General features: G+C 54.2%; 16 protein-coding genes. 10 read left to right on the top strand and 6 right to left on the bottom strand.

Translation table 11 applies throughout. From position 1 onward, the window contains the following. Positions 1-32 precede the first annotated feature (32 nt). Complete coding sequence (fliF, locus tag ACYVB2_RS11435) at positions 33-1703, bottom strand: flagellar basal-body MS-ring/collar protein FliF (protein ID WP_382433029.1); 1671 nt, start codon at positions 1701-1703, stop codon at positions 33-35. Positions 1704-1881: 178 nt separating this feature from the next. Here fliF and fliE point away from each other — a divergent pair, with 178 nt between their 5' ends. Continuing rightward, entirely contained in the window at positions 1882-2199 is a 318-nt protein-coding gene (gene fliE, locus ACYVB2_RS11430; RefSeq protein ID WP_382433077.1) for a flagellar hook-basal body complex protein FliE, read from the top strand. A 262-nt stretch (positions 2200-2461) separates the two neighbouring features. Here fliE and ACYVB2_RS11425 read toward each other — a convergent pair whose 3' ends face one another. From ACYVB2_RS11425 to ACYVB2_RS11405, 5 genes are all read right to left on the bottom strand, one after another. After that, positions 2462-2761 (bottom strand): flagellar protein FliT, encoded by a 300-nt coding sequence (locus ACYVB2_RS11425; protein WP_382433027.1) that lies wholly within the window; start codon positions 2759-2761, stop codon positions 2462-2464. Positions 2762-2764: 3 nt separating this feature from the next. After that, positions 2765-3220: a flagellar export chaperone FliS gene (gene fliS / locus ACYVB2_RS11420; RefSeq protein ID WP_382433025.1), complete on the bottom strand. Its 456-nt coding sequence runs from the start codon at positions 3218-3220 to the stop codon at positions 2765-2767. 69 nt (positions 3221-3289) lie between these two features. Further along, positions 3290-4696 carry a flagellar filament capping protein FliD gene (fliD, locus tag ACYVB2_RS11415; RefSeq protein ID WP_382433023.1) on the bottom strand — a complete coding sequence of 469 codons (1407 nt, stop codon included), beginning with the start codon at positions 4694-4696 and terminating at the stop codon, positions 3290-3292. A gap of 179 nt (positions 4697-4875) precedes the next feature. Beyond that, complete coding sequence (locus ACYVB2_RS11410) at positions 4876-5034, bottom strand: hypothetical protein (RefSeq protein WP_382433021.1); 159 nt, start codon at positions 5032-5034, stop codon at positions 4876-4878. A 262-nt stretch (positions 5035-5296) separates the two neighbouring features. After that, a complete protein-coding gene (locus ACYVB2_RS11405; protein WP_460536611.1) occupies positions 5297-6802 on the bottom strand; it encodes a flagellin N-terminal helical domain-containing protein in 1506 nt (501 codons plus the stop codon). Between the two features lie 344 nt (positions 6803-7146). Here ACYVB2_RS11405 and ACYVB2_RS11400 point away from each other — a divergent pair, with 344 nt between their 5' ends. From ACYVB2_RS11400 to ACYVB2_RS11360, 9 genes are all read left to right on the top strand, one after another. After that, a complete protein-coding gene (locus ACYVB2_RS11400) occupies positions 7147-8700 on the top strand; it encodes a flagellin N-terminal helical domain-containing protein (protein ID WP_460536608.1) in 1554 nt (517 codons plus the stop codon). A gap of 263 nt (positions 8701-8963) precedes the next feature. Further along, positions 8964-11234, top strand: a complete 2271-nt coding sequence (locus tag ACYVB2_RS11395) for a tetratricopeptide repeat protein (RefSeq protein WP_382433015.1) — start codon at positions 8964-8966, stop codon at positions 11232-11234. 3 nt (positions 11235-11237) lie between these two features. Then, positions 11238-11798 carry a dTDP-4-dehydrorhamnose 3,5-epimerase family protein gene (locus ACYVB2_RS11390; RefSeq protein WP_382433013.1) on the top strand — a complete coding sequence of 187 codons (561 nt, stop codon included), beginning with the start codon at positions 11238-11240 and terminating at the stop codon, positions 11796-11798. Between the two features lie 14 nt (positions 11799-11812). After that, the gene (locus ACYVB2_RS11385; protein ID WP_382433011.1) at positions 11813-13054 is read left to right on the top strand and encodes a methyltransferase domain-containing protein; all 1242 of its coding nucleotides are present in this window, start codon (positions 11813-11815) and stop codon (positions 13052-13054) included. Between the two features lie 5 nt (positions 13055-13059). Beyond that, a complete protein-coding gene (locus ACYVB2_RS11380) occupies positions 13060-13944 on the top strand; it encodes an NAD-dependent epimerase/dehydratase family protein (protein ID WP_382433009.1) in 885 nt (294 codons plus the stop codon). Continuing rightward, positions 13944-15128, top strand: coding sequence for a class I SAM-dependent methyltransferase (locus ACYVB2_RS11375; RefSeq protein WP_382433007.1), 1185 nt, complete (start codon positions 13944-13946; stop codon positions 15126-15128). The genes ACYVB2_RS11380 and ACYVB2_RS11375 overlap by 1 nt, the downstream gene beginning before the upstream one ends. Continuing rightward, positions 15125-15898 (top strand): cephalosporin hydroxylase family protein, encoded by a 774-nt coding sequence (locus tag ACYVB2_RS11370; protein WP_382433005.1) that lies wholly within the window; start codon positions 15125-15127, stop codon positions 15896-15898. The genes ACYVB2_RS11375 and ACYVB2_RS11370 overlap by 4 nt, the downstream gene beginning before the upstream one ends. Positions 15899-15923: 25 nt before the next feature. Continuing rightward, the gene (locus ACYVB2_RS11365; RefSeq protein WP_382433003.1) at positions 15924-16742 is read left to right on the top strand and encodes a hypothetical protein; all 819 of its coding nucleotides are present in this window, start codon (positions 15924-15926) and stop codon (positions 16740-16742) included. 18 nt (positions 16743-16760) lie between these two features. Then, entirely contained in the window at positions 16761-19499 is a 2739-nt protein-coding gene (locus ACYVB2_RS11360) for a glycosyltransferase (RefSeq protein WP_382433001.1), read from the top strand. Positions 19500-19545: the final 46 nt, after the last annotated feature.

Here is a 19545-nt window from a genome sequence, read left to right as displayed (position 1 = left end):
GCAAATCCATCCTTATTGAAGCGGGTCTGGCATCACTCGCCATTGACCCAGGCTTTCACAATGTTAGCAACAGCAATCGGATTCTGTCGGGCCAACGCACGGGCTTCTTCTAAACGCAACTGCTCAGGTGCGGGCTCACCCGGTTTGGGGGCAGCCAAGGCAGGGCGATCCAGCACGTCGGCCTCGAGCGCATCCAACTGCGCAGCCTCTGCAGGCGAGGGTGGTGCCAAAGCCTTGATGGCGGGACGCACCAAGCCCAACAAAACCAGACCGGCAAACAGGGCAATACCCACGGGCCACGCAAAACTGCGGGCCAATTCCAATGTTTCTGGCTGCTTCCACAGCGGAACGGCTTCGGTCTTGGTGGTGTCACCTTGGAAAGGCGTATTCATCAGGTTGACGGAATCGCCCCGTTCCGCATTGAAGCCAATAGACTCGCGCACCAAGGCGGTCATCTGGGCCAACTGTTCAGGTGTCATCCCCTTGGTGATGGGGTTGCCTTTTTCATCTACCGCATTGTGGTAGTTGACCACCACAGCGGCCGTCAGGCGTTTAACCTGACCACTGTTGCCACGGGTCACACGGATGGTTTTGTCGACTTCATAATTGGTGATCGACTCGCGCTTGCTGTTATTAATGGCTTTGGAAGCTCCCGCCGCCGTGGGTGCCGGATTGGGGCCATTGATGGGAGCCGCAGCAGGCTGGGGTGGCTGGGGCTGGTTGGTAGCCGAGCCAGGAATACCCGTGGGCGGTGCTGGATCGGCTTGGTTGGTGGTGCTCTCCAACACCTGCTGGCTGCGAATCGCACCGGCTTCGGTATTTTGGTTGGGGCGATGTTGCTCTGAAGTGGATTCGGTACGGCTGAAATCCACTTCTGCTGTCACTTGCGCCTTGATGTTGTTGCGCCCGACCACTGGTTCCAAAATATCCATGACACGCTTGGTATACATCTGCTCCAACTGCTGCACATACATCAGTTGTTGGGCATCAAAGCCTTTGTCATCGGCCCCATCTGGGGACTTAGACAACAACTTGCCCGTATCGTCCAGTACGCTCACAGCCGATGGTGCCAACTCTGGCACACTGGAAGCCACCAGGTGAACAATCCCTGCCAACTGCGCCTTGTCCAAAATACGGCCAGGGTACAAGCTCACCAGCACCGATGCTGAAGGCTTTTGCTGCTCGCGGAAAAAACCGTTTTGGTTGGGCAGCGCCAAATGCACACGCGCCGTTTGCACCGAAGAGAGTGCCTGGATAGAGCGCGTCAGCTCCCCTTCCAAGCCCCGCTGAAAATTCAAACGCTCTTGGAACTGTGTTGTGCCAAAACGATTGGACTCCGTCAGCTCAAAACCCGATACCGAGCCTTTGGGCAGCCCCTGCGAAGCCAGACGCAAACGAACATCGTGTACCCGATCGGTAGGCACCAGAATCGCGCCCCCGCCTTCCGTGTACTTATAAGGCACATTCATTTGCGACAACTGCGCCACGATAGCACCGCCGTCTTTGTCGCTCAGGTTGGAGAACAGCACTTTGTAGTCAGGCTGGCGATTGAGCAGCAGGGCCACCACCACCGCCGCCACCAGCAGGGCCACACCGGCCCCAAGACGCAATCGCTGCCCGCTATCGAGGGCAGACAGACGCTGCAGCCAGACGGGCCTGGCAGACGGATTGGCATTGGCAGGTAGTTCAGCAATGGCAGACATTTTTTTATTCCAGTAGAACAGCGCCCGGATACACGGACTTTGCGTGCATCCGATTATGGGAATTCATCCCCTGACCACTCGGCAGATAAGCCGCCCCTTTGGCACTCTATTCGCACCGATGGTTACAGGTCTTGCGCCTACGATTACTGCCATCGCCACCTTTCAGAGCAAGACCATCATGGACATCCGTACCGTCTCACCTTCCTCCCCCTCTTCCAGTGCTGGGCCGTTGCGCCGTGCCGCTGCGACGGCACAGCGGGATAACGTTGAGGACGAGGGGTTCTACACCGCCTTCAAAAATGCTTTGCAATCGGTCAGTTCCGCACAGAACCACTCGACCAACTTGCAACGCGAAGTGCAATTGGAAAACCCCAACGTGAGTCTAGAAGAGACCATGGTGGCAATGCAAAAAGCACAAATTGCATTCCAAGCCTCTCTGCACGTGCGCAACCGGATGGTGCAAGCCTATACCGACATCATGAACATGCAGGTGTGAGTGGTGTTGCGCTCCACCGGCCCACAGCATCTTCTGAGGAGGTGCTGTATCGATTGAATTGACACCACACAAAGTCCCACCCCGGTTTGCACCACAGCAAAAAGCCCGCTCTGACTTAACAGAGCGGGCTTTTTGCTGACCCATCGGCTGACAAATACACGTCAAGCCGTACCGTCAGGGATAAAGTATGCGATGCAGCAACCCACTGAACCACTGCCCTACACCTGCGACCAGCACACAGGCTGGCCGCAAGCAGCAAGACTCAATGGATCAGTTGAGGTTGCCCTTCAAACATGTGTTCAAACTGTGCCAACCAAGGCTCTGCCAGACAACGAATCTGTGCATCATTACGCAAAATGCGCTGCATGATGCGCACTTTTTCGCGCCGATGTTCTGGCAGTAATTCCATCTCGTTGGCTTTGGCGCGCAACTGCTCAATCAAAACGGCACAAGCCGTTTCATAACGCACAACGCCATCCCAGTCTTTGTGCTTGGCAGCTTCCAGCATCTTGACGCTGCTGGCCTCAATGGCCTTGTAGTAATCGATCAACATTTCTGGCATGGCTCAACCCTCTGTTGTCACAGCATGTCCTGCCTGGCTGCTGTCCGGCGCGGGGGTAGCCGCACCGGGGTTTTTCATTTCACTCCAGCCCTGGGCAATCGGCCCAATAATGCGAGCCACCTCTTCAAGGATGGCATCATCATTGTGCAAATTGGCCTGAACCAGGCGAGCTAAACAATAGTCGTACAAATCCCCCAGATTCTGGGCAATCTCACCACCGTTTTCACGGTCTAGAGCCGTGGCCAGCCCCTCTTCAATGATGCGAACCGCTTTGGCAATACTGTTGCACTTGAGTGCCACATCGTTGCGCGCCAAAGCACCCCGTGCTGCCGTTACGGCATCCAGTACGCCTTGGTACAGCAAATGAACCAGCTGGTGCTGATCCATCGTGTGCATACTGGTTTCTACATTGATGCGTTGGTAGGCAGAGGCGGCACGGTTGCGGTTGGGGCTAAACATGCTGTCAATCCTTACAGGAGAATAATGGGGAATATCGGCTATTCAGCCAAAAACTAAAACCGCAGCCTCCTAAGAAGAGTTCGCTTTGTTCCAAGTGGTGACTTGCTGGCTAACGTAAGAATTCAGGGCATTGAGCGTAGCCATCTTCGAGTCCAAGGCGCTGTAACGCGCATTGAGGCGAGTCTCTAAGGTGCTCGCCTTCTCTTTGACTTGGGTTTGGTCTGCGGTATTGCGTTTGAGCGACAGTTTCAGTGAGGCGTCTTTGGTTTTGAAAAAACCATCCGTACTTAGCATGTCTGTAGCCAAAGACTTGACGCTGGCAGCAAGCCCACTAGCGACCGCATCTGAGCCTCGGAACATTTTTTTCACTTCATCCACGTTTTCCAGAGCTTTGGACAACTTGGTTGAATTCACTTCTAGGTTGCCCCCACGAATCACGCCCACGCCAATATCGCTCAGGGTTTTGTAAACGTTAGAGCCTTTGGCGACCGACTGCATGGCCGCACGCAACGAGTTTTGCAAGCCCACTGCGGTGGAGTCGCCTTGGAACAAACCAGCCTGCTTGGTGCCCGCGTCGTACTTGGTGGCTTCTGACAGGTAAGAGTTGACGGCGTTGTAAGCCTCCACAAATGCTGTGATGTTGGCCTGCACCGCGCTGTTGTCTTTAGCCACACTGATCTGAATGGGCTTGCCCACATCCGTGACTTTTTCAGCCTTGAAGGTCACGCCAGCCACGGTATTGGCAAAAGTATTGCTGCTGGAAGTGACTGTGAGGCCATTGACTTTGGCCGTAGCATTAGAAGCCGTCTCTGATGCACCTAGGGTAGTGTCGATGGCCGTGGTCGCCAAGCGTTCCAAACCACTGACTGCCGAGGTGGTGAGGTTAAAACCAGCTTCTTCGCCAGTATTTTTGCCACGTAGCAGCAAACGTTGACCACTTGCATCTGTCAAGATAGTAGCCGTCACACCGGCATTGGCACCATTAATCTTGCTGGCGATGTCCGCCACAGTGTCGGTAGCCGAGACGGCAATATCTACTGAAGATGCCGGAGTTTTGGGTGTGAAAGTGCCCGTGCCTACGGTATCCCACTTTCCTAGCTCAATTTTTAAGGTACCTGTCCCCACAATGCCACTGATGGCATTGGAGGCAGTGGACTGGGCCTTGGCCAAACCAATCACATCTACATTGAAGGCAGTCGGCAAAGTTCCACCCACTGCGGTGGCGCTGACGTAGGTGCTATCTGATGAGCTGGTGGTGACACCATTCCAGCCCGTCACGCTGGTGAGCTTGCTGGCTGCATCCGACAGGGTAGACACCAGCGACTTCACTTCGCCAAACGCCGAAATCTTGGCATTGACCGTAGCAGCCTGAATCTCCAACTTTTGCAACGGCTTCTTTTCCAGTTCCACCAACTGTGAAACGATGGACTTGACGTCCAGTCCGCTGCCTACACCGATTGATGAAATGGATGCCATATCAAACTCCTGAAAATTTCAAGGGAAATTATGGCGCTGCGCCAGCGCCGTGAACCGTGGTAAACGTACGCCTAAACCCGCCAATTCGCAAGCTATTGACTCCGCTAGCGGCCCAAAGTGCCGTAAAAAAGCGGTGGCATCACGGCCACCGCTGAAAAACATGCTTGCAAAGGCATCGATCAATACAACAAAACCAATACTTGAGGAGACAGACGACGCCCTTGGGCTACCAAGGCCGCGCCAGAACCTCGCACCATTTGCGTGCGCGACAGCTGGGCTGTCTGCTGCACTTGGCTGGCGTCGATGGTGCCTGCCTCTGGAGGGGATTCCGATCCCAACGAAAAACCCGCAATATTGCGGGTTTTGGCGTGGGGAGAGAGGGCATCGGCAGGCTGGGGTGGCGCTTGTTGTTCCTTTGCCTTCTCGGAGCGGGTTTTTTCTTCCTCTGACTGCTTTTTTTCTTTGGCTTTTTTTTCCTCTTCGTCCTCTTCTTTTGTCTGCCGAGCCGCTGGTTGTAAAGCTTCTCGGTAGATATCAGAGGAGAAAGAAGAGGAGCCTAGATTGGCAGCAATCGAGAAAGCCCCCTCCAGCCCCTGCGGCTTATCGCAAAAGCGACAGCACGCCTTGCGGCAGCTGGTTGGCCTGGGCCACCATAGCGGTACCAGCTTGTTGCAAGATTTGAGCGCGCGACAGATTGGCTGTTTCTACCGCAAAGTCGGCATCCAAGATGCGCGATTGCGAAGCCGACATGTTTTCAGAGGCAGTGCTCAAGTTACCAATGGCTGTTTCGAAGCGCGATTGCACAGCACCCAGCTTGGCGCGTTCGCTGCTGATAAAGGCAATGGCCGAATCAACAGTCTTGAGTGCCTTGGTGGCACCGTCGAAGCTGGTGATGTCCAGGTCAGCCACGGTGTTCAGGGTAGAAGCACTGGTAGAGGCTTCGGCACCGGGGGTGGTAGTGCCATCGGTGTCCACCGAGCCGGTCAAGGCATCAACACCGCCCAGCACGCTAAAGCCCTTGCTAGAGTCCATGGTTACCACGCCACCAACACGGCCGCCGGTACCCGAAGTCAAGGCCACTGCTGCTTCAGCAGTACCGGTTTGATCGATCTTAGCCACCGACATGACACCTGTAGCATCAGCGGCCACAAAGTCCATACCAATATCGTTGCCCGAGGCGTTGGTCAGCTCAATCGCAGTGCCAGCCTTGTTGACTGCTGCAGTGACGCCAGTTTTAGAGGCCACATCGTTGATAGCTGTGACTGCTGCTGCCAAACCTTCAGCCGTGCCAATGTTATTGACATCAAAATTGACCGACACAGCAGTAGCGTTGTCCGACTGCAACTGCACGGTATAACTACCCGAGGTATCGAAACTGATTTCGGCCTTGGTCATGGCCGTGGCCGTCACACCGGTTTTATCGCTTTGGGCATTGACCAGGTTGGCTACGTCTTTAGCGGTAGCGTTGGCACCGATCACAATCTCGGCACTGCCAGCAGACGCATAAATTTCGCCGCTACCACCAGCGATGCCGTTGTCTGTCAAACCGGAACCGGCAGCGGTGGCGCCCAAGCCGCTGGCAACCATCTGGTTGTTACCGTAGCTGGCAGTACGCATATTAGAGGTACTGGCCGTGATGGTTTGGTTGGCATTGGCACCCACTTGGAACTGTTGCGAACCAAACGAACCATCCAGCAACTTCTTGCCGTTAAATTCGGTGGTTTGCGAGATGCGATCGAGCTCACCCACCAGTTGGTTCACTTCTTCTTGCAGGGCTTTGCGGTCGCTGGCACTGTTGCTGGCATTGGCCGATTGCACAGCCAACTCACGCACACGTTGCAAGATGTCGCCCGAAGACTTGAGCGCGCCTTCAGCGGTTTGCGCCATAGAGATGCCATCGCCCGCGTTGCGGATGGCTTGGTTGGTACCACGGATTTGGCTGCTGAAACGCTCGGAAATGGCCAAACCAGCGGCATCATCCTTGGCGCTGTTGATCCGCAGACCAGAAGACAAACGGCCAATGGCGGTATTCAGGGAGGACTGGCTGGCGCTCAGGTTGCGCTGCGCAGTCAGGGAAGCAACATTGGTATTGATGGTGGATGCCATGACAAAGCTCCTAAAAAAGAAACGACTCAAAGATGGCGTTGCCGCCAACAAGGAAACCACAGTATGCACCCGCTCGACCTGTGTTTCACCTGTTTTCCAAAGTGGCTGAAGGTGAACTCACGGGCTGCAGCCTAGCGCCACAGTGTCCTAGCAGACCTATTTTCGGGCAGTGCGCAGAAAACTTAAGGGCAAATTGTTGGATTGGCGGTTTTTTCTAGCGCTTATCAAGCGAACGCCTAACGCAGCGGTCTCCACAATCACTTCCATCGTTCCACCCAAGTCCGCCGGGCAGATTCCCTTGAACCGGCAGATGTATTTGTTTACACCTCTGTAGGAGTTATGCGATGGCATCCACTATCAACACCAACGTCGCTTCCCTGACCGCGCAGCGCAATCTGGGCACCAGCCAAGCGCCGCTGAACACGTCGATCAACCGGTTGTCGTCCGGCCTGCGGATCAACACTGCTAAAGACGATGCTGCTGGCTTAGCCATCTCCGAACGCTTCACCAGCCAAATCCGTGGCACCAACCAAGCTGCACGCAATGCCAACGATGGCATCTCTTTGGCCCAAGTGGCTGAAGGCGCACTCAAGGCCTCTGGCGATATTTTGCAACGGGTACGTGAACTGGCAGTGCAGTCGGCCAATGCCACCAACAGTGCCAGCGACCGCAAAGCCCTGCAACAAGAAGTGAGCCAGCTGGTAGCCGAGTTGGATCGCATCTCCCTGACGACCGAATTCAACGGCAAAAAGTTGCTCGATGGCACTTTTGGCACCGCCCAATTCCAAGTGGGTGCCAATGCCAACCAAACCATTGTGGCTAACACGGCCAATATGCGTGCAGCCACCTATGGCAACAACCAAAATGCAGCCACCAGTGGTTTCGGTACTCAGGCCCAAGCCCCAGCCGCACTGGCCGACCCCCAGCCTAACGGCATCGCCAACGGACAATTGGATCTGAGCGGTTCGCCCACCAGTGGCTCCATCACCATCACCACACCTGAAACTGCCGCCAGCATTGCCAACAAAGTGAATGGCATTTCAGACAAAACAGGCATCACGGCCACCGCCCGCACACAAGTGGCGCTGGTGTTTGGTGACCCCACAGGTGTCACACCACCCGCCAGCGGTTCGTTCTCGCTGACGCTGAAGTCCGACAATGCCCCCGACACGCTGACTATTGCCTTCAGCCTCGAAGCCAGCACGGGCTCCGACCGTTTGGCCCCTGCAGTGGCTGCTGTCAATGAACAAACTGCCAAGACGGGTATCACCGCCAGTCTTTCCTCCGATGGCAAACAACTGATTTTGACCAACGCGAGTGGCAACGATATTTCGGTGGGCAGCGTGACCGGCATTAACAATGCCGAAACGATTGATGTTTACAAACTGGCTGCCGATGGTCTAGCGTACACCACTGGTGGCGCCGCCACACTGCCGTTCAATGCAGCCAGCGGTACACAAATTGACAACACCGGCACTGGCCAAGTGGTCACTAGCAGCGGCTTTATTACACTAGACTCCAACCAGTCGTTCACCGTCATGGCAGACACGAGTGGTGCTCTGTCGGCTGGTGCCTCTGAACTGCAAAAAGTCTCCGATCTGGATGTCACTTCGTTTGAAAGCGCCACCAACGCGCTCAAAACCGTAGACTCGGCCTTGGCCTTTGTCAGCAGCGAACGCGCCAAGTTGGGGGCCATGCAAGCCCGCTTCGAAACCGCTATCAACAACTTGAACATCACGTCCGAAAATCTGTCGGCCTCGCGTTCGCGCATCATGGATGCTGACTTTGCGGTAGAAACGGCCAACCTGTCGCGGGTACAAATTCTGCAACAGGCCGGCACCGCGATGGTGGCCCAAGCCAACCAGATTCCACAGGGCGTGCTGTCGCTGCTCAAATAAAAACAAGCCTTTGTGCTTATGCCAGCCAGCCGCCCACCAGGTGTGCTGGCTTTTTTGTTGGGCCTCGAATTTATCAAGACAGCCAAACATCCAAGTCAGCGGCGCCTGTGTGTCACAGGTCATTAGCAGCCACTGGCCCAAATTCTGGAATAAACCCCATCGCTTGGCGTGCAGTGTGAAGCCTTATAGGCCGCTGTTTTCTTTTCTGTTGTGTGTTTCCTCTTATGCCATGTTCTTCTGATTTGACGACATCCCCCAAGGCCATGACAGTGCTGCTACAACGGACTATGGATTTGGCGCTGCACTGCCACCGTGCCCAAGAATGGGACCAGGCCACTCAGTTGTACGAAGCTGTACTACGCCTGGAACCACAACACCCTGATGCCAACCACAATTTAGGTGCTATTGCGGTAGAAAAAGGAGACTACCTTGGGGCGCTTGGTTTTTTTCAGGCAGCACTACAAGCCCAATCAGACAACACACAATACTGGTTTAGCTTAGTTGATGCATTAATTTTGGCTAAAGAGCATAGTTTAGCCAGCGACATCCTAGAAGATGCCCGCCGTGCTGGTATGGCCGGTGACATGGTCGGCCAACTGGTGCAACGTTTGGTGGCTGAAGAGGTTGATCTCCGGCCTTTAACAAGCCCCCGCCATTCAGAGCCACCAGCACCACTGCAAGCACAATTGGGCCTACTGTATGAGCAAAAAAAATTTACAGAGGTGTTGGCTTTGGGCGAAAAAATGGCCCAGCAGTTTCCGCACAGCAATAAGGCTTTGCGGGCATTGGTTGCAGCCAGAATACAATTAGGTCAATCCAAGGAAGTAGAACCCTATTTACAACAGATTCTACAAAATGAACCACAAGATACAGATGCCCTGAGCAACTATGCTTTGATACGAGGGCAGCGCGGTGAATTGGTACAAGCAGAAGTGCTTTTGCGCCAAGCACTGCATTGGGCACCGCAAGCCATCAATCTTTGGGTATATTTAGGCCAAATGTTGCGGCAACAAGGACGTTTAACTGCTGCCACACACGCTTACACTCAAGCCCTGAAAATAAACAAACATGATCCAAAATTGTTATTCAATTATGGATCGCTGTTGATCGACTTGAATCGATTAGCCGAGGCAGAAAAATACCTTCATGAACTAACCGTTCTACAGCCCAACAACCCAGAGGCACACAATGTTTTAGGTATTGTTTATCAGCAACAAGGCCGTATTGAATGTGCATTGACTGAGTTACGCAAGGCCATCGATTTAGCACCAAAAAACATAGATATTTTTGAGACCTACCTTTTCACTATTAACTGTGCTCCGCAATTAGAGGCTCAAGAACGTTTTTCTGCTTACAAAGAATTTAACCGTCGTTTTGCTGAGCCGTTGCACCAGTATTGGCAGCCACATATCAACCAGCGCAATAGCAATCGGCGCTTGCGTGTTGGCTATGTTGCTTCAAATTTTCGCAACCATTCAAGCCAATTTTTCTTAGAGCCTTTACTGGCCCATCACGATCCACAAAAAGTGGAATTGTTTGCCTATGCTGAATTTTATAAATTAACCGATGCAGTGACAGAAAAATATCGCCAACATTTTAGTGCATGGTGCGAAACCAAGCATCTTAGTGATGACGAATTGGTCGCCAGAATTCGTGCTGACAATATTGACATACTGGTTGACATTTGTGGCCACACCAAAGGCAATCGCCTTACTGTATTTGCACAAAAACCTGCCCCCGTTTCGTTGCATTGGCTTGATTCTGGATACACCACAGGCCTCACGGCAATTGATTATTATCTTACCGACACTGCAACAGTACCTGTTGGCTCTGAAAATTTATTTTCAGAAACTCCGTGGCGTTTACCACGCACAGGATTGGTATTTAGGCCATTGTCCAGCACTGGCAAAGTCAATACCTTACCTGCCTTGGAAAAAGGCTATATTACTTTTGGCACCTTAAGTCGCGCCATACGGCTAAATCAAGAATTAATTACCACTTGGGCAGAATTATTACAACGCATTCCAAATGCAAAATTAGTCATCAATAGCGGTAATTTTCGCGCCCCTGATGTGCGTCAATCTTGGTTAGAGCGATTTGAAAAACTGGGCATTTCTGCTGAACGTTTGGACATCGGATACCAAACCCCTGCTTGGAATGTATTGCGCCGCATAGACATTACTTTAGACTGCTTTCCACAAAACTCTGGCACGACATTGTTCGAGTCTTTATACATGGGGTTGCCCTTCATTACTTTATCGGGTACCCCCAGCATGGGTACATTGGGAGCATCGATTGTGACGGCCTTAGGAAGACCCGAGTGGATTGCCCATTCCAAAGAGGAGTACCTTGAGAAATTAGTGGCCCTGGCCAGCAACGTACCAGCTTTGGCCACACTGCGGGCAGGTCTGCGCCAAGAAATGCAGGCCAGTGCCTTGATGGACGAGGTGGGTTTTGCCCGTGACGTGGAGGCCGCCTACTTTGCAATGTTCCAACGCTGGGCGGATACCCATCCAGAAAATGCCGCAAACTAACCCATGAGCCGCTTTATGGTCACTACCACACCATTGCCCGGTGTGATGAAAATACAGCGCCAACCCTTGGCCGATGCACGCGGTGCACTGACACGCCTGTTTTGCTCCCACGATCTGGCGGCGGCAGGCTGGGATGGGCCTATTGCCCAAATCAACCACACCCACACGGTACACCGTGGCACAGTGCGCGGCCTGCACTACCAACGCCCACCGGCTGCCGAGGCCAAACTGGTCAGCTGTTTGCAGGGTGCGGTTTGGGATGTGGTGGTGGACTTGCGCGCAGGCTCCCCCACTTTCTTGCAGTGGTATGCCCAAGAGTTGTCGGCAGAAAACAATACCGCACTGCTGATTGCGCCCGGCTGTGCCCACGGATTTCAAACACTGGCAGACAACACCGAACTCTTGTACCTGCATTCAGCGCCTTACACTCCCGGTTGCGAAGGGGCTGTGCATGTGCGTGAGCCGCAGCTGGCGATTGCTTGGCCGCTACCGATAATCCATCTATCGGCCCGCGATGCAACCCATGCGCTGCTGCCCCCTGAGTTTCAGGGCATTGCTCTATAAGGTTATTCTTCCCTATGAAGTGCCGTCACTGTGCCGCCCCTGTCACTCTGCCCTTGATAGATTTGGGCACGGCGCCCCCTTCTAATGCGTATTTAGATGCGCTGGCCCTGCATGGGCCTGAGCGTTGGTATCCACTGCGGGTGCTAGTGTGCGAACAATGCTGGCTGGCCCAAACCGAAGACTTCGCCCAAGCCGAAGAGTTGTTTTCGGCCAACTACGCCTATTTCAGTTCTTACTCCAGCACTTGGTTGGCCCATGCCCAAGCCTATGTCGATACGATGGTGCGGCGTTGGGGTTTAGACCAGCAGAGCAAAGTCGTCGAAATTGCAGCCAACGATGGCTACTTGTTGCAATACGTGGCGCAATACGGCATTCCCTGCTTGGGAGTAGAACCCACCACCAGCACGGCCTCGGTTGCTCGCGCCAGAGGTATTCCCATCGTAGAAGAGTTCTTTGGCACGGCACTAGCGCAAAAACTGCTGGCCCAAGGCCACACCGCCGATCTGATGGTCGCCAACAATGTGCTGGCCCATGTGCCCGATATCAATGATTTTGTGACCGGTTTTGCTACCTTGCTCAAACCCAGCGGGGTGGCCAGTTTTGAGTTTCCGCACTTGCTTCAATTGGTGCAACAGTACCAATTTGACACCATCTACCACGAGCATTTTTCTTATCTGTCGCTCACATCAGTGCAGCGCGTTTTTGCGGCCAATGGCCTCACGGTATTTGACGTAGAAGAACTACCTACCCATGGCGGCAGCCTGCGGGTGTTGGCACAACGCACAGATGGCCCAGGGCATCCGATAGCCCCCACCGTGTCCGATTTGCTGGAACGTGAAACTGCTGTGGGTATGTCTAACGCCCTGTTTTACCAAGGCTTGCAAGCACAGGCGTTGCGTATCAAACGCGAACTCCTCACCTTTTTGCTTGAGGCACAAGCCCAAGGCCGTAAGGTAGTGGCCTATGGTGCAGCTGCCAAAGGCAATACGCTACTCAACTTTGCGGGGGTACGATCCGATTTACTGCCTTATGTGGTAGACCGTAACCCCGCCAAACAAGGGCAGTTTTTGCCCGACAGCCGTATTCCCATCGTGGATGAACAGCATCTATGCGCCGACCGCCCTGATGTGGTGTTGATTTTGCCTTGGAACTTGCAAACAGAAGTCAGGCAACAACTGGCCTATGTTCACGCATGGGGAGGGCAATTGGCTGTGGCTATACCACATTTCACCCTGTTACCACAGGATGAGGCCTGATCACTATGAAGGTGCTGTTAACAGGCAGCAGCGGATTTTTAGGGCGCTATGTGCTGCAACATCTGCACCAACAAGGTGTCGAAACTGTATTGCTGGGGCGTCAGCCCCCTAGTGGTATCCACACAAGCCATTGGATAGCGGTAGATTTGCTGGACAACCCAGATGTTGCGGCACTGGTACAGCAAGCACAAGCCACACACCTGCTGCATTTGGCGTGGTATGCCGAGCATGGTCAATATTGGAATTCTCTACTCAATCTGCGGTGGGTGGAGGCCACCACACGCCTGACAGAAGCCTTTTGCCAAGCCGGGGGCCAGCAGGTGGTAGTGGCTGGCACCTGTGCTGAATACGACTGGTCGCACGGCTACTGCCGTGAAGAAAGTACGCCCCTGCACCCGGCAACTCTGTATGGCATAGCCAAAGACGCAGCGCGGCGTTTGGTGATAGCGGTGTGTCAGCAATACCAAATACCCTGTGCTTGGGGGCGCATCTTTTTGCCTTTTGGCACGGGTGAATCGTCCCAGCGCCTGATCCCCTCGCTGCTGGCCGCTTTGCGCGGGCAACGTCCAAACTTTGGCATCTACACCAATGCCTATCGTGACTTTCTGCACGCCTCTGACGTGGCCGCTGGTTTAGTCACCCTGTTGCAAACGCGTGCTTCAGGGGCTTACAACGTCAGTTCGGGTCAACCGCTGCGCTTAGAGATGCTAGTGCGCCATTTGGCAGACATACTGCATGTGAACCCCGAGCCCTTGCTGGCACTCGGCCAGAATCGCCCCCACGACCCCCCTTTGCTAGTGGGAGAATCCCAGCGCCTGCAAGCCCTAGGTTGGTGTCCAGCACTCACCTTAGTGCAAGCTTTGCACCAAGTGACCCAAGAAACCAGCTGATGCCATCTCTCATCACCACCTGCCCTGTTTGTCAAACCAACGCGCTGCAAAGCTTCGTGCACCGTAGTGCTGTGCCGGTACACCAAAATTTGGTCATCGATAGCCTACAAGCGGCCCGATCAATCGCCCAAGGTGTGTTGGAATTGGCCGTTTGCACCCATTGCGGTTTTGTTTGTAATCGGGCTTTTGATCTCTCTCTGCTGGCTTACGGACAAAATTACGACAACACCCAAAGTTGCTCCCCTTACTTTGATGCCTATTTGGATGACTTGGTACGCCACTTGGTAGAAGAGCGTGGGCTGCGAAACTGCACCATTGTGGAAGTCGGTTGTGGCAAGGGGCAGTTTCTGCGCAAGTTGGTCAGCTACCCCGGCGCCAATAACCGGGGTTTTGGTTTTGACCCCAGTTATGTCGGGCCAGATGCTGAATTGGACGGGCGATTAACGTTTCGCCGCTGTTATTACGACGACACATGCACCGATGTGCGTGCAGATGCCGTGGTGTGCCGCCATGTGATTGAACATGTGCCCCAGCCGTTAGCCTTGTTGCACTCAGTACGGCAGGCGTTAACGCACACCCCACAGGCCAGAGTATTCTTTGAAACGCCCTGTGTCGAATGGATTTTGCGCCATCGGGTGGTTTGGGATTTTTTCTACGAACATTGCTCGCTGTTCAGTGCCTCATCGCTGCGTACCGCCTTTGAGCAGGCAGGCTTTGCAGTGCAACAGGTAGATCACCTCTTTAACGGTCAGTACCTGTGGTTAGAAGCCCAACCTACCGTCGGCCCCCTAAAGACCTCCCCCCACCCGCTCACCGATACCATTGCCTTGGCACTGGCCTACAGCAACGAGGAAGATAAACTGCGCCAACTCTGGCACGAGCGGCTACAGGCGCTGCGCCAACACGGCAAAATCGCCCTTTGGGGCGCGGGTGCGAAGGGGGCTACCCTCGCCAATTTGGTCGATCCAGAGGCTACGCTGATCGACTGCGTGGTTGACATTAACCCGCGCAAGCAAGGCCACTACCTTCCGGGCACCGGCCATCCGATTATTGCCCCCACTGATCTACCACAGCGGCAAATAAAGCAGGCCATTTTGATGAACCCCAATTACCGGCAAGAAAACCTGCAATTGCTGGCCCAAGCCCATATTCCACTGGAACTGATCGACTGGAGCGAATCTTGAAAATTATCCTAGATACCGAAGCACAAACCCTGACGGTCGAAGACGCAGACCAGCCACAGATTTTTCCCCTGTATTCCAAGGCTGCCTTTGAAGTGCTGTCTCGCCAATGGGTGCGGGTGGGTTGGAACCAAAAATACCAATACACTTTTAGTTGGATGGGCCGCCCTGTCATTCAGCTACCTGAAGACATGCTGCGGATGCAGGAGGCTATTTTCCGTATCCAACCCGACGTCATCATTGAAACGGGCGTGGCCCACGGCGGCTCACTGATTTTTTACTCGAGTCTGTGCAAAGCGATGGAGCGAGGGCGTGTGATTGGCATTGACATTGAAATCCGCCCACACAACCGACAAGCCATTGAGGCCCACCCCTTGAGCGACCGCATTACCTTGATCGAAGGCAGCTCTACCGCCCCTGACATCGTGGCGCAAGTAAAATCACAGGTGCAGCCCGACGAAAAGGTGCTGGTCATTTTAGACTCTAACCACAGTTATGCCCATGTGCTGGCTGAGTTACAAGCCTATGCCGATTTGGTGACGCCAGGCTCTTATATTGTGGCTACCGATGGCATCATGTTCGATTTGGCTGATGTTCCTCGTGGCACCCCTGATTGGGCCACAGACAACCCTACTTATGCCGCCCGCGACTTTGCCGCGCAGCATCCAGAGTTTCGTATCGAACAACCAGATTGGCCTTTTAACGAGAGTGAGCTGAACCAAAATATTACCCACTGGCCGGGTGCTTGGTTGCTGCGCTTACCACAACCCTGAAAATTGGCCCTGCGGATAGATTTTTATGCACTCCCTTTTTTGCATTACCCACCAACCCCAGATCACGATTGATCTGGACCCCAGTGCCACCATTGTGTGGCTAGGGGCCGCAGGGCAGGCTCCACAAATGGGGCATCAGGTGCTGGATGTACATCAAGCTTACCCTGACCTCATGGCTTGGCATCCATTTTTAACTGGTGCCGCAGGCACTTTTGCCATTAGGCGATTTTTGAATGCACAAGCCCAAGAATTTTCCGATTTTGATTTAATCACGTTAACACAGTACCGAAAATTTATCTCACGGCAGGCATTTGGACGCACCACCGATAGCTTTCCAACCATGCGTTTTATCAATCAATCAACGCAGGTTCCGAACTATGCTGCTTGGTTTACTGAGCCAGAACAATGTTTTTGTATTGCCAACCCACGCAACATTGGCAATACTTTTCAACAATATATTCACGTTCACCAAGCCCCAGATTTTTTGCGCTATTTAGCCATTGCCGTGGAGCATGGGGTTATCACCCCTGATGAATGTTTTCAGCTCATTAACCATCCCACCATCATTCCTGGTGGCATTGAAGTGGGCACATTGCCCATCAACATCTTTTTGGCGATTGCAGAGCAACTAGAAGTGGTGTGTTTACAGTTTCTGGAACACCACCGCCCGGTCAAACTGGATGCCTACCATCGGCGGGCACTGGCTTTCTGTAATGAGCGGCTGGGCAGCTACTTGCTGCAAAAGGTGTTGCTCGAAATTTTTGGGCCAACCATCCCATCCGAGGTCATCGGCTACATGCACACCGTAGACATTGGTGCTACCGAATACCGCGTCGGAACTTGAGAGGACCACTCATACGCTATGAACCATACTTCTGCCAGCGCCAGTGACAACCGCTCTAAGCTGTCCCAGATCACACAAAAACTCAAAGACCGTCTGGCCCCGGCTGTAGCCCAGGCACGGACTGACGAAAAACACCGTGCCTATGCCAGTTGGCTGGAAGACTTTCGCACCAGCGCAGCCCATTGCTTGCCAGTGCTGCCAGCGCAACGTTTGCACCTGCGGGTATTGCTGTGCTGCGCTGCATCCACCGAAGCGGCTTTGTTAGAGCGCACCCATGCCAGTTTGGCCGCCCAGACGCGCCCGGCAGATCAGGTAGACACTATCTGCAACCACCAAACGCCGCTGTGGCAACAAGTGCCAGAGCAGGGGTGGACACTGCTATTGCACGCTGGCGATACCCTGGAGCCACAAGCCCTTTTTATGCTTGAGCGCACCTTGGTAGACCAAGCCAGCGCCGATACCGTGCTGCTGTATTGCGACCACGATGAATGGGGGCCAGACGGCCAGCCAAAGCAACCACGCCTCAAACCCGCCTTGAATGTCGATTTGTTGCGTAGCCTGCCTTACATGGGCCGCGCCTTGGTGCTGAAAAATGCTTGGGGCCAAGCCCAACTGGGTGAGCAAGGTCTGCCCGATTTGGCCGACGCCTACCACTGCGCCCTGCAAGCCAGCGTGTTGCCCGGCAAGGCTGTGCTGCACCTGCCGCTGGTGCTGCTGCATTTATCCTCTACCGCAGACAGCTTGTTCACCACCCAATCGGAGATGTGGCAACGTCTGGCACAGGTGTTAGTGCAACATTTGCAGGTGCAAGCCCCAGCAGCCGAGGTGCTGGAAGGGCCGGGGCCGGGCACTTTCCATGTGTTGTACCCGTTAGAGCGCACCCCCTTGGTCAGCATCGTCATTCCGACCAAAGATTTGCTACCTTTTCTCAACCGCTGTATCGACTCTTTGCTGTCGCAAACCGACTACCCAGCTTTTGAGATTTTGCTGGTAGACAACGACAGCCAAACCCCCGAGGCACGAGAGTTTCTGGCGGGCCTGTCTGCTTTGGGCAGTGATCAAATTCGGGTGCTATCAGCACCAGGCCCGTTTAATCTGTCCAGATTGAACAATCTGGCGGTGGCCCAAGCGCGGGGCGAGTTCGTGCTGTTGCTCAACAACGACACCGCCGTGCTGCAAGCAGATTGGCTCAGCCAGATGGTACGCCACGGCTTGCGTGATGGCGTAGGCGTGGTGGGGGCGCGGCTGCTCTACCCCGACACCACCGTGCAACATGCAGGCATCATTATGGGTTTGGGTGGGCCCGCAGATCACCCGCTGCTGGGGTTAGATAACAGCGAGCCCGGCTATATGTTCCGGGCCCAAGTGGCACAAAATTTTTCTGCGGTGGCGAGTGCGTGTCTATTGGTGCGCAAGTCTGTCTATGAAGCCGTGGGCGGCATGGACGAAGCCACCTTTGGTGTGTCGTACAGCAGCATGGATTTTTGTTTGCGTGTTGGTCAAACGGGCCAGCGCATTGTCTGGACACCCTTGGCCACCTTGCTGCATGAGAGCGGTGCCAGCCAAAAAGCCCAATTGGAAACCATCAGCCCAGAACAAAAAACGCAACGGTTTCAGCGTGAACAAGCAGCCATGTACCAACGTTGGCCGCATATCATCGCCAACGACCCAGCCTACAACCCCAACCTATCGCTGATTGGTACAGGCTACGAGGTGGAATCAAACCGCCTGCTGCGTTTTGATCACTTTCCACAGCCGCTACAGCACAAGGTGGCAGCCTTTCATGCCGATGTACAGGGCTGCGGCCACTACCGCATCATCCAACCCATGCAGGCCATGCTGGATGCGGGGTTATGCCGTGGCGGTGTTTCGCCAGAAATTTTTAGTCCTAACCTGGCCTTGCGCAGCGGGGCCGATATTCTGGTGTTTCAGCGCCCCAACACCGAAATTATGCTGGCCCACCTCAAAGCCCTGACTGCTTTGAAGAATGTGCGCAAAATTTACGAGGTGGATGACCATCTGAGTAAAGTGCCCGTCAAAAGCGCCCACTACGACCTGATACCTCGGGATTTGCGCGGCAAGATGCTCAAGGCCATTGGCCTGTGCGACCGCTTGGTAGTCTCTACCGAAGCCTTGGCGCATGAGTTGGGGAGTTACAACGACGATGTGCGCGTGGTACCCAACCGCTTGGCCCCAGCCATGTGGGGTGCCACGCCCCCCCAACGCCCAGCACGCAGCCCAGGCCAAAAACCACGCATTGGCTGGGCAGGCGGCATCAGCCACCAAGGCGACTTGGAGATGGTGGCAGCCGTCATCAGAGACTTGGCCGATCAGGTAGATTGGGTCTTTATGGGCATGTGCCCCGACAACATCCGGCCTTACATCAAAGAATTTGTACCCGGAGTGCCCACACTCGAATATCCAGCCAAGCTCATGGCACTGACCCAAGATTGGGACTTGGCCATTGCCCCGGTAGAGAGCAATGCCTTCAACGAGTGCAAATCCAACCTGAAGCTGCTGGAATACGGCTGGTGTGGCGTCCCTGTAGTGTGCTCGGACGTAACACCTTACCATTGTGATTTAGCAGTCAGCCGGGTGAAAAACCGCTACAAAGACTGGCGTGATGCCATCTTGGAACGGGTGTCTGATTTGAGTGCCTGCCACCGTGATGGCCTGACACTACAGGCCCAAGTGGCACAGAATTGGAGGCTCACTGGTCAAAACCTACAAGACTGGTATCAGGCTTGGACAAGCTAATAGACCCCAGTTAGCCCTGCTTTTTGCCATAACTACAGGCATCACA

It is taken from the genome of Giesbergeria giesbergeri (genome assembly GCF_054779375.1).
This window is presented reverse-complemented; position numbering and strand designations above follow the sequence as displayed.